Below are 24,232 nucleotides of genomic sequence, written 5' to 3'. Positions count from 1 at the left end.
TCGCAGAAGGCGGTGGAGGAGCATTCGGCCACTGTTGTGATGTGCCACACCGGGGCACCATGGCAGTCATGGCGACAAGTGAGACCACCCATGTCCCGACTGCCCCTTCCACGGTTGTTAAGGGGTGGGTGTTCTGGCCATCGGCAGTGCTCGTCACCGTCTTCGTCGCCTATGCACTGATCGCGCCTGAGTCCGCGGAGGCACTCTTCGCCGGCCTTCAAGGGCTCATCGTGCGCAACTTCAGTTGGTACTACGTGCTCATCGCGGCACTCTTTGTGTTCTTCGCCCTTTGGATGGGCTTCAGTCGTTTCGGCGACATCAAGTTGGGCAAGGACTCCGACGAGCCGGAGTTCTCCGTCATGTCATGGCTGGCGCTGCTCTTCGCAGCGGGCATGGGCATCGGCCTCGTGTTCTATGGCGTTGCGGAACCTCTCAGTCACTTCGCCAACCCGCGACCCGGCGTGAGCGGCGACCAGAGCCAGCTCGCCCAGGCGGCCCTGTCTCAGACCTTCCTCCACTGGGGGTTCCACGCATGGGCGATCTACGTCGTGATCGGTCTCGCGCTCGCCTACGCGATCCACCGTCGTGGCCGGCCTGTATCGATCCGCTGGGCGCTCGAGCCGTTGCTCGGGCGGCGCGTGAGGGGCGGTTGGGGCAACGTGATCGACATCATCGCCCTGGTCGGCACTCTCTTCGGTGTCGCGACATCGCTCGGCCTCGGCGTCCTGCAGATCAGCGCTGGCCTCGAGAGCGCGGGTATCGCTGAGAGCTCGATCTTCGCTCAGATCGTCATCATCGTTGTCATCACGATCATCACGATCTTCTCCCTCGTGACGGGCGTGAAGCGAGGGATGAAGTGGCTGTCGAACACCAACCTCGTCGTCGCTGCACTCCTGCTTCTCTTCGTTCTCTTCGCGGGGCCGACGCAGTTCCTGCTGCGTGACTTCGTGCAGTCGATCGGCGCATATCTGCAGAACTTCCTCGGTCTCGCCTTCACTGTGAGCGCATTCACGGGGGCCGAGGGCGAGGAGTGGCAGGCGAACTGGACGACCTTCTACTGGGGCTGGTGGATGTCCTGGGCTCCCTTTGTCGGGATCTTCATCGCTCGAATCTCCCGCGGCCGTACAGTCCGCCAGTTCATCGCCGGTGTGCTGATCGTTCCGACAGCGCTCACGTTCCTCTGGTTCAGCGTGCTGGGCGGCGCGGCGATCTATCGGGAGATCGCCGGGCGCGGCGGTCTCGTCGGTGCCGACGGCTCGGTCGATCTCGAAGGGTCCCTGTTCATCCTGCTGGAGGGCTTGCCCGCTGGTACCGTTCTCACCTTCGGGGCGATCCTGTTGATCGCCGTCTTCTTCGTCACCTCATCGGACTCGGGTTCGCTTGTCATGGGCATGATCGCGACGGGCGGTCAGCCCGAGCCGAAGAGTCTGATTCGCGTGTTCTTCGCCGTCGTCACGGCACTCGTGGCGATCGGTCTACTGCTCTCGGGCGGCCTCGATGCGCTCAAGACCGCCGCGATCACGACCGCGCTGCCCTTCAGCGTCGTCATGCTGCTCATCTGCTGGGCCACGGTCGTCGCCTTTAGTCGCGAGCATCGTGCGTACGAGCGCGCCCAGCGGGACTCCTTCGTGGACCGCATCGGCATGTACTACGGCCTCGAGGTTGATGAACCGAGCGAACGAGAGCCGCGCAGACCGTTCTTTCTGGGCCGGCGCCAAACCCAACGCGACCATCACGAACCAGACGTCTTCTGAGCAGACCCGACAGCCCCGTGGATCTCGACTGCGGGTGATATAGTTGGCGCTGCATCCCGACTCGTCGGGGTGACTACGCGTGCCCATCAGGCCACCGCATCCACTCGGTCCCCATCCCCGCCGCGAGGCGACAGGGGCGGATGCGCGCCGGGCACCAGGTTCTGCGCCACCCGGCGCGAAGTCAACTGAGAAGATGCACGACCGCCGTCACCTGCCGTCGTGCAAGAAAAGGAGTACGGCCATGGCCGTCGTCACCATTCGCCAGCTGCTCGACAGCGGTGTTCACTTCGGACACCAGACCCGTCGCTGGAACCCCAAGATGAAGCGCTTCATCCTCACGGAGCGCTCGGGCAGCCACATCATCGACCTGCAGCAGTCGCTCGCCTACATCGACAAGACGTATGACTACGTCAAGGAGACGGTCGCTCACGGCGGCACGATCCTCTTCGTCGGCACCAAGAAGCAGGCGCAGAACGCGATTGCCGAGCAGGCCCAGCGCGTCGGCCAGCCCTACGTCAACCAGCGTTGGCTCGGTGGCCTCCTCACCAACTTCCAGACGGTCAGCAAGCGTCTCGCTCGCATGAAGGAGCTCGAGGAGCTCGACTTCGACGACACGACGAAGGGCTTCACCAAGAAGGAGCTCCTCATCAAGAAGCGTGAGCTCGACAAGCTGCACAAGTCGCTCGGCGGCATCCGCAACCTCTCCAAGACGCCGTCGGCCATCTGGGTCGTCGACACCAAGAAGGAGCACCTCGCGATCGACGAGGCCAAGAAGCTCGGCATCCCCGTCATCGCGATCCTCGACTCCAACTGCGACCCCGACGAGGTGCAGTACCCGATCCCGGGCAACGACGACGCGATCCGCTCCGTCAGCCTGCTGACCCGCATCATTGCGGATGCTGCCGCCGAGGGCCTCATTCAGCGTCACCAGGGCGCCGACGAGGGCAACGTCTCCGCCGTCGAGCCGCTCGCCGAGTGGGAGGCCGAGCTGCTCGGTCAGACCGAGGGCGTCGGCGCGATGACCGCCGAGAACGACGCGGACGCGCAGGTCGCCGAGAAGCCCGCCGACAGCGACGTGACCCCCGAGCACTCGCCCGAGTCGAAGGCTGAGGCCGAGGACAAGATCGAGGCTGAGGCGAGCGAGTCGGAGAAGGCTCCCGCCACCGACGCGAAGTAGCACTGGCCAGCAGACCACTAGCAACAAGGAGTTCCCATGGCAGATTTCAGCCTGGAAGACATCAAGACCCTGCGCGAGCGTCTCGGCACGGGCATGGTCGACACGAAGAACGCGCTCGTCGAGGCGGGCGGTGACCTCGAGAAGGCCACCGAGCTCCTTCGCCTCAAGGGTGCGAAGGGCAACGCGAAGCGTGCGGACCGTTCCACGAGCGAGGGTGTCGTCGCGGCGAAGGCAGGCGACGGCAGCGCCACGATGATCGAGCTCGCCTGCGAGACGGACTTCGTCGCGAAGGGTGACAAGTTCATCGCCCTGAGCGAGCGCGTGCTCGACGCTGTGGCCGCCGCGGGTGCCAAGACGGTCGAGGAGGCCCTCGCGGCCGATCTCGGCGGCAAGACGGTCGCCGCGGCGATCGATGAGGAGGCCGCCGTCATCGGCGAGAAGTTCGAGCTGCGCCGCGTGGCCGTGGTCGAGGCCGAGAGCTTCGAGATCTACCTGCACAAGACCAGCAAGGACCTCCCGCCCCAGATCGGCGTCGTCCTCGGTTACTCGGGCGACAACGCCGAGGTGGCGCGCGGCATCGCGCAGCACATCTCCTTCGCTAACCCCGCCGTCCTCTCGCGGGAGGACGTGCCGGAGGCCGACGTCGAGAACGAGCGCCGCATCGTCGAGGAGATCAGCCGTGGCGAGGGCAAGCCTGAGGCCGCCCTGCCGAAGATCATCGAGGGTCGTCTCGGCGCCTACTACAAGCAGGTCGCCCTGCTCGAGCAGGACTACGCCCGCGACAACAAGGTGACGATCGCCAAGGTTGCGCAGGACGCCGGCATCACCCTGACAGGCTTTGCCCGCTTCAAGGTCGGCGCCTGATCGAATAGCCGATGAGGGGGTCCGTGGCGCGCAGCGTCGCGGACCCCCTTTTCGCGGGCAGACGCAATAGCCTGTAAGCACGACATCGAGGGAGAGAGCATGACATCTGTGACGGGTAGGCGGAGGGTTCTTCTCAAACTCTCGGGGGAGGCATTCGGAGCCGGTCAGCTGGGGGTCAATCCGGATGTCGTGAGCAGCCTCGCACGGGAGATCGCGGAGGCCGCGACCGAGGTCGAGGTCGCGATCGTCGTGGGCGGCGGCAACTTCTTCCGCGGTGCTGAGCTGAGCCAGCGCGGCATGGAGCGGGGTCGGGCCGACTACATGGGGATGCTCGGCACGGTCATGAACGCGCTCGCCCTTCAGGATTTTCTTGAGCAGGCAGGGGCGGCGACCCGCGTGCAGTCCGCCATCACGATGACGCAGGTTGCCGAGCCCTACATCCCGCTGCGCGCCGAGCGGCACCTTGAGAAGGGGCGCGTCGTCATCTTCGGAGCGGGCGCAGGGCTTCCCTATTTCTCGACCGACACGGTTGCGGCGCAGCGGGCGCTGGAGATCGGCGCAGATGTCGTGCTCGTTGCCAAGAACGGAGTGGACGGCGTCTACGACGACGACCCGCGCAAGAACGACGCGGCCGCGAAACTCGAGCGGGTGACGTACCAGGAGGCGCTCGTGCAGGGTCTCAAGGTCGTCGACTCGACCGCCTTCAGCCTCTGCATGGACAACGGCATGCCCATGGTGGTCTTCGGGATGGAGCCGTCCGGCAACGTCGCCGCCGCCATCCGCGGCGAGGAGATCGGCACCCGCGTCAGCAACTAGCCGTACATTCACCGGTCGACGGCGCCGGTACACTCGCTTGAGACGAGAAGGAGCACCAGTGATCAGCGACGTTTTGGCCGAGGCCAAGGAGAAGATGGGCAAGTCGGTCGATGCGGCGAAGGAGGACTTCGCGAACGTCCGTACGGGCCGCGCCAACCCGGCCCTCTTCCAGAAGCTTCTCGTGGACTACTACGGGACCCCGACTCCGCTCGGCCAGCTGGCGACGATGAACAACCCTGAGGCGCGGATGCTCATCATCACCCCCTTCGACAAGTCGGCTCTCAAGGAGATTGAGAAGGCGATCGTGAAGGCTGAGCACCTCGGCGCCAACGTCGGCAATGACGGCAACATCATCCGTGCTGTGCTGCCGGAGCTCACCGAGGAGCGGCGCAAGGAGTACGTCAAGCTGGTGCGCTCGAAGGGTGAGGATGCACGCGTGTCGATCCGGAACATCCGCCGCCGGTCCAAGGACGACCTCGATGCGCTGAAATCCGAGGTCGGCGAGGACGAGATCGCGCGCGGTGAGAAGGAGCTTGAGGCGATCACGAAGACGCACATCGATGCGGTCGACGAGGCACTCAAGAAGAAGGAAGCCGAGCTGCTCGAGGTCTGAATGGCTGAGGAGTCGGACGGCCCCGCCCCCGCGCCGCGTTCCGGCCGCGCGCAGTCGAGGCGCGACGAGTTCGAGGCGCGCGCGCACGCAACCGCGGACGATCTGCGGGCGCAGTTCGAGGTGCGCCGCGCGCAGATCGAGGCGACGAACGAGCGCATCGAGGCGCGAGCGGGGCGCAATCTTTTCGCTGCCACTGCGATCGGCTTGGGCCTCGGGGCGCTTCTACTGCTGAGCCTGATGGTGCTCAAGGAGCTCTTCATGCTCTTTGCGGGTGCCCTCGTCGCCTTCACCGCGTTCGAGCTCGCGAGCGCTTTGCGCTTCGCAGGGCGGAACGTGCCACGTCTGCCCACGGTCCTTGCGGCCGTGGCGGCTGTGCCCGTCGCCTTCTACCTCGGGGCCGACGGCAAGTGGTACGCGGCTCTCGCGGGAATCGCATTCGTCGCCCTGTGGCGCACGGTCGAGCTTGTGCGGCCGAGCCATCGCGGAAGCGCAATCGACTTCTGGCGAGACATCGTCGGGGGCACACTCGTGCAGGTCTACATACCCTTCATGGCGGGTTTCGCGGTGCTTCTGACGGCTCAGGACGGTGGGGAACGCTGGGTGCTCGCGTTCATCATCACGGTCGTCGCAGCCGACATCGGCGCCTACGCCACGGGGCTCAGTTTCGGCCGCCACAAGATGGCGCCCCACATCAGTCCGGGCAAGACCTGGGAGGGCCTGGCGGGCGCCGTCGTAGCGACGCAGGTCGCGGGCATCCTGCTGACTGTCCTGCTTCTCGACCGGCCCTGGTGGGTGGGCGTCATCTTCGGTCTCACAATGATCTTCACGGCGACGATCGGCGACCTCACCGAATCGCTGATCAAGCGTGATCTCGGCATCAAGGACATCAGCACGTGGCTGCCGGGCCACGGCGGGTTCCTGGATCGCCTCGACTCGATCCTGCCCAGCGCGGCTGGCGCCTGGGTGCTCTTCTACCTGTTCGGGTGAGCCCGCCACGGTCCCTTCGGCCCAGTAGGGCAGAATGGACGCCGTGAGCACTACCTTCCCGAAGACCCGCCGGAATCGCCTTGGCTACGACATCGAGCAGGTCGAAGACTTCCTCGAGGATGCTCGGCGCGCCTATACGGCGGAGCGCGGCGAGATCTCAGCGATCAGTGCGTGGCAGATTCGGGAGACGGCCTTCGCCATGAAGAAGGGCGGCTATTCGCCCGAGGCGGTGGATGCGGCGCTCGAGCGTCTCGAGGACGCCTTTGCGATGCGGGAGCGGCAGCGGCTCGCAGCCCAGGGGGGCGAGGCGGCGCTCCTCGCGGAGAAGCGCGAGGTGGCGCAGGAGATCGTCGACCGGCTCTCGCGCCCGGCGGGGGAGCGCTTCGCTCGCGTGAGCCTGCTCGCTCGCGGCTACCGACGCCATGAGGTCGATGCTCTCGCCGAGCGCATCTTCGCCTACCTCACCCGGGGGGCGCCTCTCGAGGTCTCGGACATCCGCTCTGCAGCATTTCATCCGCAGCGTGGCGGCTACCGTGAGGCTCAGGTCGACATGCTGCTCGACGCCGTCATCGAGATCATCCGCTCTGTCGAGTGAGAGTGCAGCCGCTCCTGTCCGGAAATCTGTGCTTTTGCAGGGGAGTGGGATAGGGTCTCTTCACTGTGAGTAGGCGAGCCAATCATCGTGCGCAGAGTCATCGTGCACGTCCCGCGGGGGCGGGGCGCCGGGCGGAGGCCCGCGCTGTGTCGCGCTCGCACGGGCGTCTCGCGTTGCAGTTTTTCGCCTTCACGGTTGCTGCCGGCGTCATGCTCGTGTCTGTCGTCGCTCCCAATGCCCCGCAGACGGCCCAGGCTGGCGCGGATGCCACGGTGCAGGCCGATGCGGATGTCGCCCAGTCGCTTCGGGTGCAGGCCGTCGCCATCGAGCCCCTCGGCCGCGACACCTTTGCCGTGAAAGCCTACGTTCCTCCGCCGCCGCCGAAGGTGGCGTCGGGTGCGCCCGCGGCGGGTACCCCGGACCCCGGCTCCGCTAAAGCGATCGCCTTCGAGATGGTGGCCGCCCGAGGGTGGGGCACGGGCGAGTACGACTGCCTCGTGGCGCTGTGGAACAAGGAGTCCGGCTGGAACACCTTCGCTCACAACCCGTCGAGTGGTGCCTATGGCATTCCGCAGGCCCTCCCCGGCAACAAGATGGCTTCGGCGGGCGCAGACTGGGCAACGAATCCTGCGACGCAGATCACCTGGGGCCTCGGATACATCCAGGCGCGCTACCAGACCCCGTGCGGCGCGTGGGGGGCGAGCCAGGCCAAGGGCTGGTACTAACTAGACTGGGACGATGCCCCGATCGAACCGTCCGCGCGGACGTCGCAGGTCGAGCGGGGAGGACCGCGACCTCTCGGCGTCGATACTCGGCGGCAGGCGCACAGAGGTGAAGCGCGGGCGGGAGTGGGTCGTGCAGCCTGTGGCCGCGGCATCCGCCGTCAAGACCTACACGTGCCCCGCCTGCCCCGCGCCCATCACGCCGGGGACGGCCCATGTCGTGGCGTGGCGGGCCGACGCGATGCTTGGTGATGAGCATGCGCTGGCGGAGCGGCGGCACTGGCACACTCACTGTTGGAAGATCACGTAGGGAGCGAGAGTGACGGAGACGATCGAGATCAAGGCGGGCGTCGAGCTTCCCGCGCGGCGGGAGGAGATCGAGCTGCACACGGCCGATGGGCTCACGCTCGTGGGCGAGCTGGCCCTGCCCGTCGACGCTGACCCGGTCGCAACCATGCTCGCGTTACACCCGCTGCCGACGGCGGGGGGATTCATGGACTCGCACATCCTCCGCAAGGCGGCGGCGAGGCTGCCCGCCCTCGCGGACATCGCGGTGCTGCGCTTCAACTTCCGTGGCACGTCCTCGCCGCGGGGCACGAGCGAGGGTTCGTTCGGCGACGGCATCGCCGAGGCATTCGACCTTCGTGCCGCGGTCGACTTCGTGCGCGAGCGCGGGCTCCCCGTGCCCTGGCTCGTCGGCTGGTCGTTCGGCACCGAGGTGGCCCTCAAGCATGGGCGTGGGCACGAGATCGCCGGGCTCATCCTGCTGTCGCCGCCCCTGCACCGCACGAGCCAGGAGGAGTTGGCCGCGTGGGCAGGCACGGGCATCCCTATGGTGGCGGTCGTGCCGGAGCTCGACGACTTCCTGCGCCCTGAGGAGGCCCGGGAGCGCTTCTCGGTCGTGCCGGATGCGGAACTCGTGGCCGTCGAGGAGGGCAAGCACCTCTGGGTGGGGGAGAAGCAGACCCGCCGCGTACTGGGTGAGATCGTCGAACGACTGAACCCCGAGCGGATGCCGCTGCCGACGACCTGGCCGGCCTAGAGCTCGTTCTGCCGCGGGATGAAGACCTGCTTCACGACGATCAGTATCGACGCGGCAACGGGGATCGCGACGAGGGCGCCCAGGACGCCGAGGAGGGCTCCGCCGGCGAGGGCGGCGATCACGACGAGCACCCCGGGCACCTTGACGGCCCGGTTCATGATGCGCGGGTTGATGAGGTAGGCCTCGACCTGCATGTAGACGAGGTAGTAGATCGCCGCGATCAGCACGGTGGGCCACCCGTTGAAGGCGAGCACCCCGAGCACGATGATGGTCGAGCCCGTCAGCGTTCCGACGAGCGGGACGAGGCTGAAGAGGAAGGCGATGAAGGCGAGGAGCACGGAGTACTTCGCGCCGATGATCGACAGGAAGATGAAGCTCAGGACGCCGTTGATGAGCGCGAGGGTGGCCTGGCCGACCACATAGCGACCCACCGATTCAATGACCTGCTCGGCGATGTCGATGAACTTGCCCCGCTTCGACGCCGGCACGAGCTGGTAGATGCCACGCTTCATGCTGTGCAGGGATGAGACGAAGTAGAGGGTGAGGATCAGGATGATGACGGCGCCGAAGGCTGCCGTCGCGATGTTGATGCCCGCCTGCAGCACGCCGCCACCGATATCGAAGACGTCGAGCTCCTCGATGAACTTAGTGATCTCCTCGAGTACGAGGGGCACGTTGAGCGCGGGGAAGTTGCGCTGCACCTCCTGGACGAGGTCACCGTTCTGGAAGAGCAGGATGAGATCGAGTACCTGCTCGACGAGACGCTCGACCTGCTCGACGATCACGGGAATGAGGGCGAAGACGAGACCGGTGGCGGCGGCGACGACCCCGGCCAGCACGGTCAGGATGGCAGCCCAGCGCGGGAACCGTTTGCGCTCGAGAAAGGAGACAAGGGGGTCGAGCCCCAGGGCGATGAAGAGCGCGGCCCCGATGTAGGTGAGGATCGTCGCGAGGCTGCCGACTGCGGCCCCGATGCCGATCGCAACGAGCACTCCGAGCCCGCCGAAAAGCCCGAATCGAAATGCGTTCTGGATCTTCATCCGGCCCCCTCGCGTGGTCAGTCGTCGCTGGAGAGCCTCTCGGCCTCCTTGAGCATGCCGCGAAGGTTCTCGAAGTATCCGGCGACGGCCTCTCGCTCGATCCTAATCTTGGCGAGCCGCTCCTCGGCGTCCGACACGAGCTGAGCCGCGTGGGTCTCGGCCTGCTCCACGATGGCGCGGGCGCGGTTCTCCGCATTGGCGAGGATCTCCGCAGCGGTGGCGGAGCTCTCCTCGCGTAGTCGGCGGGCCTCCGCCTTCGACTCGGATTCGAGAGCGTCGGCCTCGGCGCGTCGTTCGGCGGCCCGCTTGGTTGCCTCGGCAAGCTGAGACTGCGCCTCCTCCAGGTACTTCTGGGTCTGCGCAACCGCCTCCTGCTGCTTGGCGAGGAACTCCTTCTCCGCCTCGTCGCGGCGCGCCTTGAGTTCGACGTCGAGGTCGATGCGCGCCTGTTCGGTCTCGCGGGCGATCGTCGTGCGGGCCTCGTCGGCCTCTGCCGCGAGGGCCGCGCGCACCGTCTCATCCTCGTGCTTGAGGGCTGCCCGCTGCGCCTCGATGTCCCGGGCCAGGTCAGTGCGCTGCTGCTCCACGTCGCGGCGAAGAGAGCTGAGGGCCGTGCTCGTCTCTTCTTCGACGGCGGCACGTCGCTCGGCGATCTCGATTTCCAGCTCGGCGCGAGCCCGCGTGCTGTCCTCCTCAAGCTCGCCGCGTGCGCGACTGATCTCCTCGTGAAGGGCGCTGCGAGCGGTCGTTATCTCCCGCTCAAGGTCGGCTCGGCTCTGCGTCGACTCGAGCTCCAGGGCGGCGCGCACCTTCTCCGCCTCCTGTTCGAGGACGCTGCGGATGCGCGTGGCCTCTGTCTCCAGCTCGCTGCGGGTGCGCGTGGTGTCGTCGTGCAGGCGTCCCCGCTCCTCCGCAATGTCGCGCTCCAGCTCCGCGCGCGCGGCAGCGACCTCACGGTCGACCGCGCTCTTCTTGGTCTCGACCTCGAGATCGATGTCCTCGCGTTTGGCTGACACCTCGGCGTCGGTGGCGGCGCGCTTCGCTTCGACCTCGGCGTCGATCTCGCTCCGTCTGGTCTCCACATAGCGCTCGATGGCGGCGCGCGACGCGCTCACCTCACGATCGACCTCGGCCTGCTTGGCGGTGATTTCGGCATCGAGCTCGATGCGTGCGCTCTCCACCTCCTGCTCGAGGTCCGCGCGAGTGGTGGCGACTTCGGCGTCGATGGCGGCGCGCTTCGCTTCGACCTCGCCGTCGATCGCTGCTCGCTTGGCCGCGACCTCGGCGTCGATCTGCGTTGCCTTCGCTGTGACGTCGGCGTCGATCTGCGCGGCCTTCGCTGCGACTTCAGCGTCGATCTGCGCGCGCTTCGTGTCGACCTCGTCGTCGATGTCGGCGCGCTTCGCCGCGACTTCCGCGTCGATCTCACTTCGCTGAGCGGCAATGTCGCGCTCAAGCTCCGAGCGCTTCTGCCCGACCTCCGCGTCGATTGCGGTGCGCTTTGCCTCGACCTCGCGATCGATCTCGGCGCGCTTCGTGGCAACCTCATGAGTAATGGCGGCCGTGCTGTCGGCGATTTGCTGCTCGAGTTCCTCGCGGCGACGCGTGATCTCGCGGTCGAGCTCGCTGCGACGGGTGGTGATCTCGTGCTCGAGGGCGGCTCTCTGCTCTGTCGTCTCTCGCTCGAGCTCAGCGTGGGCGTCGGCTGTCTCGGTTGCGAGCTGCGCGCGAGCCTCGGCGGTCTCGCGGGCGAGGGTCGCGTGGGCCTCCGCCGTCTCGCGTTCGAGGGCGCCTCGTGCCTCGGCTGTGTCGCGTTCGAGGGCGCCCCGCGCCTCGGTCGTGTCGAGTTCGAGGGCGGTCCGTGCTTCCGTGATCTCGCGCTCGAGTTCCGCCCGGGTCTGCTCGACAGTGGCCGCGAGCTCGCTGCGGGTCTGCTCGACGTGGCGGTCGAGGTCGGTGCGCTTCTGCTCGATCTCGCGCTCGAGGTCGCCGCGCTGCTTCTCGTTCTCGGCCGTGAACTCCGCGCGGGCGCGCTCCGTCTCTCGCGCGAGGCTCGCGGCGGCGTCTCGGGCCTCGCTCGCCTCCCGCTCCACAACGACCCGCAGCTCGGCGGCTTCGCGCTCCGCCTCCGCGCGCAGGGCTGCCGCCTCGCGCTTCGCCGTCGTGCGTACCTCTGCGGCTTCTGTGGCAACAGCGCCGCGGATGCTCGCTGCCTCGCGCAGGGCGTCCTGCGTCGCGGTCTCGGCCTCCGTGCGGGCCCGGGTCACGAGGTCGTCGGCGTCGGCCCGCGCGTTCGCGAGCATCGCCTCGGCGCGGGCTGTGGCATCCGCAATCAGCCGATCGGCGGCCTCGGCGGCTTCCTTCCGCACTGCCTGGACCTCTGCCTGCACGCTGCTGCGCAGCTTCTCGGCGTCGATGTCAGCCTGGCTGATGAGGCGCGTCGACTGCTCCTCGGCGACGCGGAGTGTGTTTTCGAGCTTCGTACCGAGTCCCGTATATGTGGGGCTGCCGGTCTCGTCGAGTTCGGCCTGCAGGTCGTCGACGGTGGCTTTGAGACGCTTGATCTCCTTGGCAGCATCCGCCTTGTCGCTGTTGGCCTTGATGAGTTCGCGGCGCAGGTCCTGGAGGGCTGTGTCGACCTCCTCGCGGTTGTAGCCGCGCATGGTTGTGCTGAACGATCCCTCGTCGATGGGCACGGTCTTCTCCTGTGGTCGAGGCGGCACCAGCGTCGACTGGCCCCGGTGCCGAGTTTAGCCCCAGTGCCCTTTGGGGCCATGCCCGAGGTATTGTCATCTGCATGCCGGGCGCTTCGGCATCCAGCCGCCTGTTAGGCGGCATCCAGACTCGCTGAACTAGTCTGGAATGTCTGTGCCAGGCCGCTCCTGCCGTTGCAGGGGCGCCGCGCGGGTGTGGAGGGGGAGTTCGTTCTCCCACAGAGGTGCCCCACGACAAGGATCGGGTGCCAGGGAAGGAGGGTTCGTTGCGATTCGCTGCAGCGATCGTCAGCTTCGTGCTCGCATTCGTGCTCATCGGCTTGGGGCTCGCCCAGCGCACCGTCTTTGCGGGCCCCGATCGTCTCGTCGCGGAGGGCACAACCAGCGAGGACGCGCCCATCACCGTGATCGATGGATGGACTCTGCACGCTCACGAGGGCCGGCAGCGGTTGAGCATCAGCGGCGCCGAGAACGTCGTCGCCGTCTACGGGCGAACCCCTGACGTGCAGGCCTGGGTGGGCGAAGCGACCCATAACGTGCTCACCTTCGATGAGGAGACCGGAAGCCTCGAGTCCGAGACGGTGCAGGGCGAGGAGGAGACTGTGCCGACGGCGCTCGGCTCCGACCTGTGGCTCGCAGAGTTCACGGGGGAGAACGAACTCACCTTCACAGCGAACGTGCCCGAGGGCATCTCGATGCTCATCATGTCGGATGGTGCAGAGCCGGCGCCGAGCGAAGTGAGCATCTCTTGGCCTGTCGACACCCGCACTCCCTGGGCCGGCCCGCTCATCGTGGCCGGGGTCGTGCTGCTTCTCGTCGGTATCGGCTTGTACCTGTGGGCGCTCTCGCACTGGCGCCGCATGCGGGGACCGCGTCGCAAGTCCAGCACGAAGCAGAAGCTCCCGCGGCCACCCCGTTACAGCGCGAGGAAGGCGGCGAAGGCAGTCCGCCCCGCGCCTACCTCGGGCGACGACGTGTCCTCTCGCGGGCGCCGTTCCTCCGGTCGCCGGCGCATGATCGTCGTCCCGGGCATACTGGTCGGCACCCTGGCGTTCTCCGGCTGCTCGGCAGACAGCTGGCCGCAGTTCGAGGAGATCGCCCCCTCACCCTCGCCGTCGGCAGGGGAGGTCGAGGCTGCCCAGTCATCGCTCAAGGACGTCGCGGTCACCGAGACGCAATTGCGCAGCATCATGGCGGATGTCGCGACCGTCGCGAGCGAGGCCGATGCGAATCTCGACCCCGACCTCCTCGCCACCCGCTTCGAGGGCCCCGCGTTGGAGGTCCGCCTCGCGAACTACGTCATGCGGGCGGCCGACGGTGCTCAGCCTGCACCGACACCCGTGCATGGGGAACCCATCGTCCTCTCGCTGCCACAGCAGACGGATGCCTGGCCCCGCGTTGCTCTCGTCGTCGTGCAGGACCCTGAGGACGAGTCGATTGCACCCATGGCGTATGTGCTCAACCAGGAGTCGCCGCGCGAGAACTATCACGTGCAGTACGCCGTCAACCTGCTCGCGACCGAGGAGCCCTTCCCGCAGGTCGCAGCCGAGACGGTCGGTGCAGTGCGTTACTCGCCCGACAACCGATTCCTCACGCTGGCGCCCGAGGAGGTGGCGGCGGCCTACTACGACGTGCTCCTGAAGGGTGCCGAGAGCGAGTACGCGGAGGAGTTCGACCTCGAGGACGACACCTTCCTCGCGATCGCCGGGCCAGAGGCCAGGGCGGCGCGCGCCGCAGCCGTCACAGGTCCGGGCTCGCTCGCGACCACGCGGGCGGAGGTCACGGGGGAGCGCATCGCCCTCGCGACCAACGACACTGGTGCCCTTCTCGCGATCAACCTCGGCGACACCGAGACCGTGACCCCCACGGAGGCGGGAGCGACCATCAACGTGGGGCCCACGGTAAAGTTGATGACCGGCCTCACCGAGACGACCAAGGGTGCCTTTGTCACCTACAGCTACCAGTTGCTCTTCTACGTGCCGCCGGCAGGCAGTGACGAGAAGATCCGTCTCCTCGGGGCGACAGAAGGCGTGACAGCGGCAGGAGAACTCCCATGACGGACGTCCCACCCTCGGGCGCGCACCTTCGCGGTGCCGTCGACCTCTCATCCCTCGTGCGTCCGCCCGCTCCCGCGGGCCAGGCGCCGACCGCACCCCAAACGGGAGCCGGCCAGCAGGCGGGCCCGAGCGTTCCTTCGCTCGTGGTGGAGAGCGGTGACAGCGCATTCCAGGGGCTGCTGGAGCTCTCCAACACGGTGCCTGTCGTCGTCGAGTTCCACGCGGGAGCCCCGTGGCAGCAGCTCGCCTCCGTCGTGCGTTCCTTCTCGGGGCGCCTGGTGCTCGCGAGCGTGGATGCGACGCGCAACCCACAGCTGCAGCAGGCGTTCAATGTCGCCGCCGTCCCGACGGTTGCTGCCGTCGTCGGCGGTCGTCCCCTCGCCCTCTTCGAGGGCGAGGTGGCAGAAGACCAGGTGAGGGCCGTCTTCGAGCAGCTTCTCGCGTTGGCCGCGCAGAACGGGGTCACGGGCACCGTCACAGCCGAGGATGCGGAGGGTGCCGTCGAAGAGCCGGTTGAGGAGCCGCTTCCGCCCCTCCACCAGGAGGCCTACGAGGCGATCGAGCGCGGCGACTACCCCGCCGCCATCCGCGCCTACGAGACGGCCATCGCTCAGGACCCGCGCGACCAGCTCGCCGTCGCGGGGCTCGCGCAGGTCTCGCTCCTGCACCGGCTCGTTGGCAAGACGGCGGCTGGCATCCGTACGGCGGCCGGGGATGCGCCGAACGATCTCGACGCGCAGCTCGATGTCGCTGACCTCGATGTCTCGGGCGGGCACCTCGAGGACGCCTTCTCGCGCCTCCTCGACCTGTTCCTCGGGCTCGACCAGGCGGGCCGCGACCGGGTGCGCACGCGGCTCTTGGAGTACTTCGAGATCGCGGGCGCGGACGACCCCCGGGTCGTCGCGGCCCGGCGTCAGCTCACCAACCTGCTGTACTGAGCCTGCGGTACTGAGCCTGCGGTACTGAGCCTGCGGTACTGAGCCTGCTCTACTGAACCTGCGGTAGCCCGCCGGGGCTGCTCCTCAGCGCTGGGGCGTGAGGAACAGGGCTCCCAGCGGGGGCACGGTGAGTTCCGCGGAGGCGGGCTGGCCGTGTGACGGGGTTGCCTCGGCCGTCACCACGCCGTAGTTGCCGACTCCCGAGCCACCGAACTCCGCGGCATCCGTGTTGACCAGCTCGACCCATTCGCCGTCGCAGGGGAGCCCGAGTCGGTACGGCCCGACGGGGATGCCCGAGAAGTTGACGATGACGACGAGCGGCTCGCGTTCCGCCGACCAGCGCGTGAACGCCACCACATTGTTGGTGTTGTCATCGCCGACCAGCCACTCGAAGCCGCGAGGGTCGTTGTCCCGCTGCCACAGGGCCGGATGGTCGCGATAGGCCCGGTTGAGCTCGCCCACCAGCCGGTGCAGACCCTGGTGCGCGGGCTGATCGAGGATCCACCAGTCGAGTCCCCTCTGCTCGCTCCACTCGGAGGGTTGGCCGAACTCCTGTCCCATGAAGAGCAGCTGCTTGCCGGGGTGGCCCCACATGTAGGCGAGGTAGGCGCGGACGCCCGCCAGCTTCTGCCACTGGTCGCCCGGCATCTTGCCGAGGAGCGAACCCTTGCCGTGCACGACCTCGTCGTGACTGATCGGCAGCATGAAGCTCTCGCTGAAGGCGTACTGAAGGCTGAAGGTGATGTCGTGGTGATGGTGCGAGCGCCACATCGGGTCGACCTTCACGTACTCGAGAGAGTCGTGCATCCAGCCCATGTTCCACTTGAGGCCGAAGCCGAGGCCGTTGCCCGCCGTGGGGCGGGTCACGCCGGGGAACGCGGTCGACTCCTCCGCGATCATGACGATGCCGGGGTTGCGCTTGTAGGCGGTCGCGTTGACCTCCTGCAGGAAGCTGATGGCCTCGAGGTTTTCTCGGCCGCCGTATTCGTTGGGCAACCATTCGTCGCGTGAATAGTCGAGGTAGAGCATGCTCGCGACCGCGTCGACACGCAGCCCATCGATGTGGAACTCCTCAAGCCAGTACAGGGCGTTGGCGACGAGGAAGTTGCGCACCTGCGAGTCCCCGAAGTTGAAGACGAGGGTGCCCCAGTCGGGCTGTTCGCCGCGGCGGGGGTCGCTGTGCTCGTAGAGCGGCTGGCCGTCGAACTTCCCGAGCGCCCACTCGTCTTTGGGGAAGTGCCCCGGCACCCAGTCCATGAGCACGCCGATGCCTGCCTGGTGTAGCCGGTCCACCAGGTAGCGCAGGTCATCCGGATGCCCGAAGCGGCTGGTCGGGGCGTAGTACCCGGTCACCTGGTATCCCCAGGAGGGGCCGTAGGGGTGCTCTGCGAGCGGCAGGAACTCGACGTGCGTGAAACCGAGTTCCGTCACGTACTCGATGAGCGGGTCGGCGAGGTCGCGATAGCCGAGGCCGGGGCGCCATGAACCGAGGTGCAACTCGTACACGCTCATGGGGGTGTTGTGGGGGTCGCGGTCCGCTCGCTCCGTGAGCCAGGCACCGTCGCCCCACTCGTAGTCGCTCGTGCCCACGACGGAAGCCGTCTTGGGCGGTACTTCCGTGTAGCGCGCCATGGGGTCGGCGCGGCTGACCCATTCCCCGTGCCGGGTGAGGATCTCGAACTTGTAGTTGTGACCGGGGGTGAGGCCGGGCGCGAAGAGCTCCCACACGCCGTTCTCGTCAAGTCTGCGCATGGCATGCGCAACCCCGTTCCATCCGTTGAAGTCGCCGATGACCCGCACGGCTCGCGCGTGGGGCGCCCATACGGCGAAGGCGGTCCCCTCGACTCCTTCGTGATGGCGAACCCGCGCACCGAGCATCCGCCACAGTTCTTCGTGCCGGCCCTCACCGAAGAGGTAGACGTCGACGTCGCCGAGTGTCGGACTGAAGCGGTAGGGGTCCTCGGCAATCCAGCGCGGGGCACCGTCGTAGCTCGTGTCGAGGTGATACGGGCGGGGGGTGCCGTGTTCCATGCCCTGCCACAGTCCTTCCGCGACATGGCTCAGCTTCACGCGGCTGCCGTCATCCCGCACCGCCTCGACGGTCTCGGCGAGGGGTCGCAGCGCCCGGATCACGACGCTGTCACCGTAGACGTGCTGGCCAAGCACGCTGTGGGGGTGGGGGTGTCGGCCCTCCGCGATCGCGAGGACCGTTGCGGTGTCTGGCGTCATGCTCTCGTCAGGGCGGTGCCGTGTCACTGTGCCTTCCCTTCCCCGCGGCGTCCGCGGTAGTCGACGCTCAGGATGTGTGCCGGCTCGACGTAGGGGTCGAGGCGCACGTAGTTGTCGGAGGACCAGGTGAAACTCGCCTTCGTCACGAGGTCCGTGACGCCGAACTCGGTGCCGTGTTCGAGGCCGAGGCGGGTGAGGTCCAGATGCACCGTCGTCTCCCGCACGGCGTGCGGGTCGAGGTTGACGACGACGATGATCCCGTCTGACTGGCCCGACCGCACGAAGCGGGCGTCGAGGTGCTTGGTGAAGACGAGGATTGAGTCGTCGTCGCTCCAGTGCACGTCGAGGTTTCGCAGTTGACGCAGGGCGGGATGCTCGGAGCGGATGCGGTTGAGTTCGCGCAGGTACGGCGCGAGCGAGCGACCCTCTGCCTCGGCGGCAGCCCAGTCCCGGACCTTGTACTCGTATTTCTCGTTGTCGATGTTCTCCTCAGAGCCGGGGCGCGCGACATCCTCGAAGAGCTCGTAGCCCGCGTAGACCCCCCAGGTGGGCGAGGATGTCGCTGCGATCGCCGCCCGCACCTTGTAGGCCGCCGGGCCGCCGAACTGCAGGTACTCCGTGAGGATGTCCGGCGTATTGACGAAGAAGTTGGGCCGAAGGTAGTCGGCGCTCTCGCGCGTGAGTTCGGTCAGGTAGTCCTCGAGCTCCTGCTTCGTGTTGCGCCACGTGAAGTACGTGTAGGACTGCTGGAAGCCGACCTGCGCGAGGGAGCGGAGCATTGCCGGTCGCGTGAAGGCCTCCGCGAGGAAGACGACCTCCGGATGCTTCGAATACACCTCGCCCAGCAGCCACTCCCAGAACCACAGCGGCTTGGTGTGCGGGTTGTCGACCCGGAAGATCGCGACGCCCTGCGCGATCCAGTGCTCGACGACGCGCAGGATCTCTCGGCTGAGCCCCTCTGGGTCGTTGTCGAAGTTGAGGGGGTAGATGTCCTGGTACTTCTTGGGCGGGTTCTCGGCGTAGGCGATCGAGCCGTCCACGCGCTTCGTGAACCACTCGGGATGCTCGGTTACCCAGGGGTGGTCGGGGGAGCACTGCAGCGCCAGGTCGAGCGCGACCTCGAGCCCCGCCTTCTTGGCGCTTGAGACGAAGGCTTTGAAGTCGGCGAGGGAGCCGAGGTCGGGGTGAATCGCATCGTGGCCACCTTCCTCCGCACCGATCGCCCACGGGGAACCGGGGTCGCCCGGGCCGGCGTTAAGCGTGTTGTTGGGGCCCTTGCGAAAGGCGCGGCCGATGGGATGGATGGGCGGCAGGTAGACGACGTCGAAGCCCATGCCCGCGACATCCGGCAGACGCTTTGCCGCCGTGCGGAAGGTGCCGCTCTTGACGGAGCCGTTCTTGAGTCGCTTGGCGCCCTCTGAGCGGGGGAAGAACTCGTACCAGCTGCCGACGGCCGCGCGGGTGCGTTCGACGCGCAGCTCGAGGGGCATGCTGAGCGTCGTGCGGGATGCGATGGGATTGCGTTCGATCTCGGCCAGGAGCTTGGCATCGGATGCTGCGGCGAGCCGCTCCTCGGGGGTGCGCGTGGCATCCCCGAGCGTCCTGGCCGCACTCTTCATCGGGGCGCTGCCCGTTTCGGCGGCCGCGCGGCGCAGGAGCTCGGCGCCCTCATCGACCATGAGCTCGGCGTCGATGCCCGCGGGCACTTTGATCTCGGCGTGGTGCAGCCAGGTCGCCCATTCGTCGACCCACGCCTGCACGCTCCAGGACCACGAGCCCTCGGCGGTGAGCTGCACCTCGGCGCGCCAGCGGTCTGTGCCGGGGGCGAGGGGGCGCATCCGGTGCTTCTGTTGAGTGCCCTCGGGGTCGGTGAGGAGGAGCGTCACGCCGAGGCTGTCGTGGCCCTCCATGAAGACAGTGGCCTCGAAGGGGACCACTTCGCCGACGAAGGATTTGGCGGGCCACAGGTTCTCCGGTTGCTGGGGCGAGCACGCCCTGATGGCGATTCGACCCGTCTTGAGGGAGTAACCGGCGGGCGGTGCCGCCGTCGACGCAGTCTCGTCTCGGTTCGTCGGGGTTTTCGCGTTCGCTCTGGCCACGAACTCGACGCTAGTCCTTTGCCCTGCGGGCGGGGAGTGAACGTGGGCATCTGTACGGCTTTAGGGGGACATTTCGCCGAAACCGGGGGACGGAACGTGTCCGTATTTGGGGGGACCCCCATGACTGGGGACAGAGATTCCATGCAGCGAGACAGACACGTTCGTACAGTCATCAGCGGGGGAACAACCCAGACGGAATATCACCCGATATACCGACTCCCAGCCTTACCCAGCACCACCCCGCCGCGGCCTGACCCCCGCAGCGGACAACCCAACAAGACAACCCGAATGTCTTGCACACGCGACGCCGCCTGCCCAGAAGGGCAGAGCATCCGCGTGCACGCTTCGGGCCACCCACCCGACATCCTTCGCGATGTCAGCGAAAGGAAAGCATCATGAACAAGCTCCTCAAGGGTTCCATCGCCGGCGCCGCTGGCATCGTCCTCCTCCTCGGTGGAGCGGGCACGCTCGCCTACTGGAACGACTCCGCGACCGTCGCGAGCGCCGGTACCGTCTCCTCGGGTGAGCTCTCCATCGCCAGCACGGTGGCCGGCACCTGGGATGACAGCATCGCGCTCATCGTCCCCGGCGACTCCCTCACCTACACCGAGCAGTTCACCGTCACCGCGAGCGGTGACAACCTCAGCTTCGAGCTCGGGGAGAACGTCACGAGCATCGTCTCCACGATCGACGGCGCCACCGTCACGGCCGACTTCGACGTCACGGAGGGTGGCGTGGCCGTCACCGACCTCAGCGACCTGGACGCGGGCACCTACACGGTCGACGTCGAGATCACGGTCGACTTCCCGACGACGGTCAGCGGTTCGACCGGTCAGCTCCAGGACCTCGACCTCTCCGACGTCGAGATCACCGTTACGCAGATCCCGTAAGGCAGTAGGAAGCGTGCCCGGCGGGTGTACACCGCACCCGCCGGGCGCCCTTCGACAGCTACTGCGGGCGCCTAGTGCGCGCCGCAAACCATGACCAGATGCGCCCTTGTGCGTGACGCGAACCAGGAGACGAGGAGGTGAAGCAGACGCCATGACCAGGATCACGCGTCGGGCTTCCGCCTCGCTCCGCACTGCTCCCGCCCCCACATCGACGATCCGTCGGATTCTCACTGCCGCATCGGCGGTGGCCGGTGCATCCCTCATCGCGAGCTCTTTGGCCGCGGGAACATACGGCCTATGGGCGGACGCTGCACCGGTTCAGGCGGGAATCGTCACGAGCGGCTCCCTTACGCTCACCGCGGGGTCGTCCTCCATCAGCCCGACCGCGTGGACGGGGCTCTTCCCAGGTGATCGCGTGCGTCAATCGGTCACGCTCGGCAACACCGGCTCGGTCGAGGCGGATGTCACGGCGAGGACCACCTCGACGGCCGCCGCCTCACAGGACTATGAGGTGAGAATCGTCAAAGGTGCATGCCCCGCGCCGGGCACGGCGATATCCGCCGCGAACAGCCTCACGGCGACCCCGGTTCCGCTGGGAGTCTGGGCAGACGGAGAATCCTCCACCGTCTGCATCGAGGTCGCCCTCAAGGCAAGTGCCTCGCAGGCCAGTCAGGGGGCCGTCATACCCTTCACCTTCACATTCGGCGCAACCCAGAAGGTCGCCTGATGCGTACCGGGCTCTTCTCGCGCCTGGCGCGTCAGAACTCGCCTCGGCGAGGCATGCGCCGGAACCTCCTCCACAGCGTGGGTATCGGCGCCCTCGTCTCACTTCTCCTCGCCTCGGGCGCCGGAGTCACCTTCGCCGTGTGGACCGCCTCGACGGCGGTGACGAGTTCAGCGACAGGGGCCCAGCTTGCCGTCACGACCAGCTTCGTCGGAGCGCTGGACGCGGCAACGTTCCAGAACCACTCCAACACGGTCACGGGCACCGTCACCGTCACCAACACGAGCAACGTCGCCGCCTCGCAGAGCGCGAACAAGTCAGTGGCGCGGCCCGTCTCCACCAAGCTCAATGCGACGGTCGCGGCGCCCAACGCCGCCAAGGTCTCGCAGTTCACCGTCACCGCCTGGAGCACGAGCAGCCCCGCGACCTGTGCGACGCAGTCGGTACCCGTCGGCGCTGCCCAAGGGACCTGGGCGAGCATTCCGGCCCTCACGACCGAGCTTGCCCCTGGCGCCAGCATCACGTACTGCGTGCGCGCGACCGCGGCCGAGCGCACCAACCTCGGCGTCTCGGGGGGAGCCTTCACAATCACGCCCACCGTGACCTCGACGCTCACGATCGCCGGCTCCTCGTGGTCTGCGACCGCCACGGGCTCGGCGGCCCAGGCGACAAGCCACATTTACCCGGCGGCAAGCCTCAGCACCGGACATTGGATGCGGATAGCCGACACGACGAACACCAGCTGCCTCGACGTCAACAGCGCCTCCGACACGGAGGGGCAGGCTCTCATCAGCTACGCCTGCAAGAGCAACAACGACGCCGGTAAGACGAATCAGCGCTGGCGCCTTGTCGCGGACGGCAACTACTACCGCATCGTCACCCAGCTCTCGAGCGGCCGCGCTTTCGCCGCCGCAGGCAACAGCACCACCCCGGGAACGGGGATCGTCATGACCACGGCCTCCACCACAAGCGCGCAGTGGCAGGCGCAGGAGATCAGTTCGGGCGTGTACCAGCTGGTCAATCGAGCCAGCGGCCTCTGCCTGACGAGAGGCACTGCGAGCGGTGGTGTCACGCCGATGACCCAGGCTGTCTGTGGCGCGACGACCGCGCAGCGGTACGTATTCACTCAAGACACGGCGTGGAGCACGATCACCTCGCTCACCTGCAGCACCTCCGGGCGCAACGTTGTGCTCACCTGGTCGCCAGCGACGAGCCAGACGTATGTCGTACGGCAATACACCAGCAACAATCAGAGCAGCGTGGTCACGCCTGACTCCCGCACGTCGACATCCGTGACTCTCTCCCCGGATGCGCTCTCCGGCAATTCGGGCACGAAGACCATCGAGCTGGATGGCGGCACCGATGGGGTCTGGCGGATCTCGGTGGACAAGAACTGGAACGGCTTCATCTTCGGCTACTACAGCCTCTCCTGCAACGGTGCGGGAACACAGGTGAGCTCGTGATGCTCGTGCGGGCTCTCGCGACAACTGCGATAGCAGTGGCAGGAGTCGCGACAGTGCTTGGCGCGCCCACGAGTGCGGTCGCGGCATCCGATGTCGTGCTCGTGAGTGCGGATGGGACGGCGTACGGGACTGAGCTCTCCGGGAGCGTGTTCACCGACATCGCGAACATGGTGCCCGGCGATAGCCAGACGGGATCGTTCTATGTGCGAAACGCAGGCGAGAATCCCGGGTTCCTCCGCATTGTTCTCAAGGACGTCTCGGTCTCGGATGACGATCTCGCGGATGCTTTGACCATTGCCGCCGACACGGCGAGTCAGGAGGGTGAGGCCACTCCCGTCGCCCTCGCCGAACCATGCTGGGTGCTCTCAGAGGGAGAGGTCGTTCCTCCGGACACGACCGCTCGCATCGATCTCACCGCGGCGATCGGAAATCTCGATGGAACACGGGGTCAAGGAGCGATCGCAGAAGCCAGCCTTGGGGTGTCGCTCAGCGACACGACTCCCGGTAGTCTCTCGCCCAGCGACTGTGGTGGTCCCGATGTGAGCGTTTCGCTCACGCCCGTCCAGCCCCCGGGAGCAACGGTCGGTGCGGTCGTCGAGCAGGGCCCCAGCCAGAGCGGAGGCTTGGTTCCCAACGAACCCGATCTCCCCGTGCTGAGCGTTCCCGAAATTCTCGGCATCGATCCCAACACCTGGCACCTGCTCGAGGAGTACTGGGTCCTGCTGCCGGTCGGCGCCTTCTTCCTCGGTAACCTTGTCTACTTCTTGATCGTGCGTCGCCGACGCCCCGAAGACGAAACGGAACAACTCGTATGACCGGCGAAGAGACTGGGGGCGCGGCTTCGGAAGAGCTGGTGAGCCGTCGTTCCATGAAGGAGCAGAAGAAGTCGCGCGGCCTGCTCTACTACCTCGGAGTCGGGCTGAGCTCCGGGCTGCTCGCCTTCGTGATCCTGCTCGGCGTTCTCGTCATCGTCGTCCCCGCCGCGACGGGCTCGACGCCCATGACCGTGCTCACGGGATCGATGGAGCCCACGTACCCACCCGGGACCCTCGTGATCGTCAGGCCCACCGACGCTCAGGACATCCGCATTGGGGATCCCATCACTTATCAAATCGAGTCAGGCAAGGAGGCCGTCGTAACGCACCGCGTAATCGCAGTTACGCAGTCGACCGACGGGGAGTTGCGGTTCACGACCAAGGGCGATGCCAACGGCGCAGCAGATGCAGCCCAGGTGCAACCCGTCCAGATTCGCGGCAAGGTCTGGTACTCCGTGCCGTGGATCGGCTACGTCAACAACCTCGTCAGCGGAGGGGCGCGCGGCTGGCTGATTCCGACTCTCGCCGTAGGACTCTTCCTCTACGCGGGATACATGCTCGCCAGCGGGATCGCCGGTGCCGCGCGCAAGCGCCGCACCGAGGCGTCCCATTCGGGTGGCGAGTCCGCCCAGTCAGCGGACGCCCGTCGGTGATGGCGGCAGCGAGCGTCGAGACCGTCGGGGGCGGACTCGA

At 67.1% G+C, this 24,232-nt stretch carries 21 protein-coding genes; 17 read left to right on the top strand and 4 right to left on the bottom strand.

Annotated features, from left to right (window positions below; genetic code table 11):
- Positions 1-68: 68 nt before the first annotated feature.
- From OH146_RS03510 to OH146_RS03465, 10 genes are all read left to right on the top strand, one after another.
- Positions 69-1,754, top strand: a complete 1,686-nt coding sequence (locus OH146_RS03510; RefSeq protein WP_265157426.1) for a BCCT family transporter — start codon at positions 69-71, stop codon at positions 1,752-1,754.
- Positions 1,755-1,995: 241 nt separating this feature from the next.
- The gene (gene rpsB / locus OH146_RS03505) at positions 1,996-2,931 is read left to right on the top strand and encodes a 30S ribosomal protein S2 (RefSeq protein ID WP_265157424.1); all 936 of its coding nucleotides are present in this window, start codon (positions 1,996-1,998) and stop codon (positions 2,929-2,931) included.
- Positions 2,932-2,967: 36 nt separating this feature from the next.
- Positions 2,968-3,795, top strand: coding sequence for a translation elongation factor Ts (tsf, locus tag OH146_RS03500; RefSeq protein WP_265157422.1), 828 nt, complete (start codon positions 2,968-2,970; stop codon positions 3,793-3,795).
- A 99-nt stretch (positions 3,796-3,894) separates the two neighbouring features.
- Positions 3,895-4,611: a UMP kinase gene (gene pyrH / locus OH146_RS03495; RefSeq protein ID WP_265157420.1), complete on the top strand. Its 717-nt coding sequence runs from the start codon at positions 3,895-3,897 to the stop codon at positions 4,609-4,611.
- 58 nt (positions 4,612-4,669) lie between these two features.
- Positions 4,670-5,224: a ribosome recycling factor gene (gene frr / locus OH146_RS03490; RefSeq protein WP_265157418.1), complete on the top strand. Its 555-nt coding sequence runs from the start codon at positions 4,670-4,672 to the stop codon at positions 5,222-5,224.
- Positions 5,225-6,211 carry a phosphatidate cytidylyltransferase gene (locus tag OH146_RS03485; RefSeq protein ID WP_308214939.1) on the top strand — a complete coding sequence of 329 codons (987 nt, stop codon included), beginning with the start codon at positions 5,225-5,227 and terminating at the stop codon, positions 6,209-6,211.
- A 34-nt stretch (positions 6,212-6,245) separates the two neighbouring features.
- Positions 6,246-6,806 (top strand): DivIVA domain-containing protein, encoded by a 561-nt coding sequence (locus OH146_RS03480; RefSeq protein WP_265157416.1) that lies wholly within the window; start codon positions 6,246-6,248, stop codon positions 6,804-6,806.
- Between the two features lie 146 nt (positions 6,807-6,952).
- Entirely contained in the window at positions 6,953-7,531 is a 579-nt protein-coding gene (locus tag OH146_RS03475) for an aggregation-promoting factor C-terminal-like domain-containing protein (RefSeq protein ID WP_265157414.1), read from the top strand.
- Between the two features lie 13 nt (positions 7,532-7,544).
- Entirely contained in the window at positions 7,545-7,838 is a 294-nt protein-coding gene (locus tag OH146_RS03470) for an Rv1322 family protein (protein WP_265157412.1), read from the top strand.
- A 9-nt stretch (positions 7,839-7,847) separates the two neighbouring features.
- Positions 7,848-8,570, top strand: a complete 723-nt coding sequence (locus OH146_RS03465) for an alpha/beta hydrolase (RefSeq protein WP_265157410.1) — start codon at positions 7,848-7,850, stop codon at positions 8,568-8,570.
- On the opposite strand, the gene OH146_RS03460 is transcribed toward OH146_RS03465, so the two are convergent.
- Positions 8,567-9,610 carry an AI-2E family transporter gene (locus tag OH146_RS03460; protein WP_265157408.1) on the bottom strand — a complete coding sequence of 348 codons (1,044 nt, stop codon included), beginning with the start codon at positions 9,608-9,610 and terminating at the stop codon, positions 8,567-8,569. The genes OH146_RS03465 and OH146_RS03460 overlap by 4 nt on opposite strands.
- Positions 9,611-9,627: 17 nt before the next feature.
- Positions 9,628-12,306: a DivIVA domain-containing protein gene (locus OH146_RS03455; protein WP_265157406.1), complete on the bottom strand. Its 2,679-nt coding sequence runs from the start codon at positions 12,304-12,306 to the stop codon at positions 9,628-9,630.
- A 284-nt stretch (positions 12,307-12,590) separates the two neighbouring features.
- Between OH146_RS03455 and OH146_RS03450 the strand changes: the two genes are divergently transcribed.
- The gene (locus tag OH146_RS03450) at positions 12,591-14,381 is read left to right on the top strand and encodes a DUF8094 domain-containing protein (RefSeq protein WP_265157404.1); all 1,791 of its coding nucleotides are present in this window, start codon (positions 12,591-12,593) and stop codon (positions 14,379-14,381) included.
- Complete coding sequence (locus OH146_RS03445) at positions 14,378-15,319, top strand: tetratricopeptide repeat protein (protein ID WP_265157402.1); 942 nt, start codon at positions 14,378-14,380, stop codon at positions 15,317-15,319. Before OH146_RS03450 ends, OH146_RS03445 begins: the two co-directional genes overlap by 4 nt.
- Before the next feature lie 84 nt (positions 15,320-15,403).
- Here the strand turns inward: OH146_RS03445 and glgB are convergent, their stop codons facing one another.
- Both glgB and OH146_RS03435 read right to left on the bottom strand, forming a co-directional pair.
- Positions 15,404-17,548 (bottom strand): 1,4-alpha-glucan branching protein GlgB, encoded by a 2,145-nt coding sequence (gene glgB / locus OH146_RS03440; RefSeq protein ID WP_265160632.1) that lies wholly within the window; start codon positions 17,546-17,548, stop codon positions 15,404-15,406.
- A 23-nt stretch (positions 17,549-17,571) separates the two neighbouring features.
- The gene (locus tag OH146_RS03435) at positions 17,572-19,647 is read right to left on the bottom strand and encodes an alpha-1,4-glucan--maltose-1-phosphate maltosyltransferase (RefSeq protein ID WP_372508451.1); all 2,076 of its coding nucleotides are present in this window, start codon (positions 19,645-19,647) and stop codon (positions 17,572-17,574) included.
- Positions 19,648-20,042: 395 nt separating this feature from the next.
- On the opposite strand from OH146_RS03435, the gene OH146_RS03430 reads away from it, so the two are divergent.
- From OH146_RS03430 to OH146_RS03410, 5 genes are all read left to right on the top strand, one after another.
- On the top strand, positions 20,043-20,537 hold the full coding sequence (locus OH146_RS03430; RefSeq protein ID WP_265157400.1) for an alternate-type signal peptide domain-containing protein: 495 nt from the start codon (positions 20,043-20,045) through the stop codon (positions 20,535-20,537).
- 151 nt (positions 20,538-20,688) lie between these two features.
- A complete protein-coding gene (locus OH146_RS03425) occupies positions 20,689-21,264 on the top strand; it encodes a M73 family metallopeptidase (protein ID WP_265157398.1) in 576 nt (191 codons plus the stop codon).
- On the top strand, positions 21,264-22,724 hold the full coding sequence (locus OH146_RS03420; protein WP_265157396.1) for an RICIN domain-containing protein: 1,461 nt from the start codon (positions 21,264-21,266) through the stop codon (positions 22,722-22,724). The genes OH146_RS03425 and OH146_RS03420 overlap by 1 nt, the downstream gene beginning before the upstream one ends.
- A 53-nt stretch (positions 22,725-22,777) precedes the next feature.
- Entirely contained in the window at positions 22,778-23,539 is a 762-nt protein-coding gene (locus OH146_RS03415) for a hypothetical protein (RefSeq protein WP_265157394.1), read from the top strand.
- Positions 23,540-23,577: 38 nt separating this feature from the next.
- On the top strand, positions 23,578-24,192 hold the full coding sequence (locus OH146_RS03410) for a signal peptidase I (protein ID WP_265157392.1): 615 nt from the start codon (positions 23,578-23,580) through the stop codon (positions 24,190-24,192).
- The last annotated feature ends 40 nt before the right edge of the window (positions 24,193-24,232 follow it).

It is taken from the genome of Homoserinimonas sedimenticola (assembly GCF_026094475.1).
GTDB classification, from domain to species: Bacteria; Actinomycetota; Actinomycetes; order Actinomycetales; family Microbacteriaceae; genus Homoserinimonas; species Homoserinimonas sedimenticola.
Note: the sequence above shows the minus strand (reverse complement) of the source record. Positions and strands in the feature narration are given on the sequence as shown.

Bases quoted from the DNA above. Each gene is read 5' to 3' on its own strand.
- OH146_RS03510 (WP_265157426.1), top strand. From the start codon at position 69: ATGGCGACAAGTGAGACCACCCATGTCCCGACTGCCCCTTCCACGGTT.
- rpsB (WP_265157424.1), top strand. From the start codon at position 1,996: ATGGCCGTCGTCACCATTCGCCAGCTGCTCGACAGCGGTGTTCACTTC.
- tsf (WP_265157422.1), top strand. From the start codon at position 2,968: ATGGCAGATTTCAGCCTGGAAGACATCAAGACCCTGCGCGAGCGTCTC.
- pyrH (WP_265157420.1), top strand. From the start codon at position 3,895: ATGACATCTGTGACGGGTAGGCGGAGGGTTCTTCTCAAACTCTCGGGG.
- OH146_RS03485 (WP_308214939.1), top strand. From the start codon at position 5,225: ATGGCTGAGGAGTCGGACGGCCCCGCCCCCGCGCCGCGTTCCGGCCGC.
- OH146_RS03480 (WP_265157416.1), top strand. From the start codon at position 6,246: ATGGACGCCGTGAGCACTACCTTCCCGAAGACCCGCCGGAATCGCCTT.
- OH146_RS03470 (WP_265157412.1), top strand. From the start codon at position 7,545: ATGCCCCGATCGAACCGTCCGCGCGGACGTCGCAGGTCGAGCGGGGAG.
- OH146_RS03460 (WP_265157408.1), bottom strand. From the start codon at position 9,610: ATGAAGATCCAGAACGCATTTCGATTCGGGCTTTTCGGCGGGCTCGGA.
- OH146_RS03445 (WP_265157402.1), top strand. From the start codon at position 14,378: ATGACGGACGTCCCACCCTCGGGCGCGCACCTTCGCGGTGCCGTCGAC.
- glgB (WP_265160632.1), bottom strand. From the start codon at position 17,548: ATGACGCCAGACACCGCAACGGTCCTCGCGATCGCGGAGGGCCGACAC.
- OH146_RS03430 (WP_265157400.1), top strand. From the start codon at position 20,043: ATGAACAAGCTCCTCAAGGGTTCCATCGCCGGCGCCGCTGGCATCGTC.
- OH146_RS03425 (WP_265157398.1), top strand. From the start codon at position 20,689: ATGACCAGGATCACGCGTCGGGCTTCCGCCTCGCTCCGCACTGCTCCC.
- OH146_RS03420 (WP_265157396.1), top strand. From the start codon at position 21,264: ATGCGTACCGGGCTCTTCTCGCGCCTGGCGCGTCAGAACTCGCCTCGG.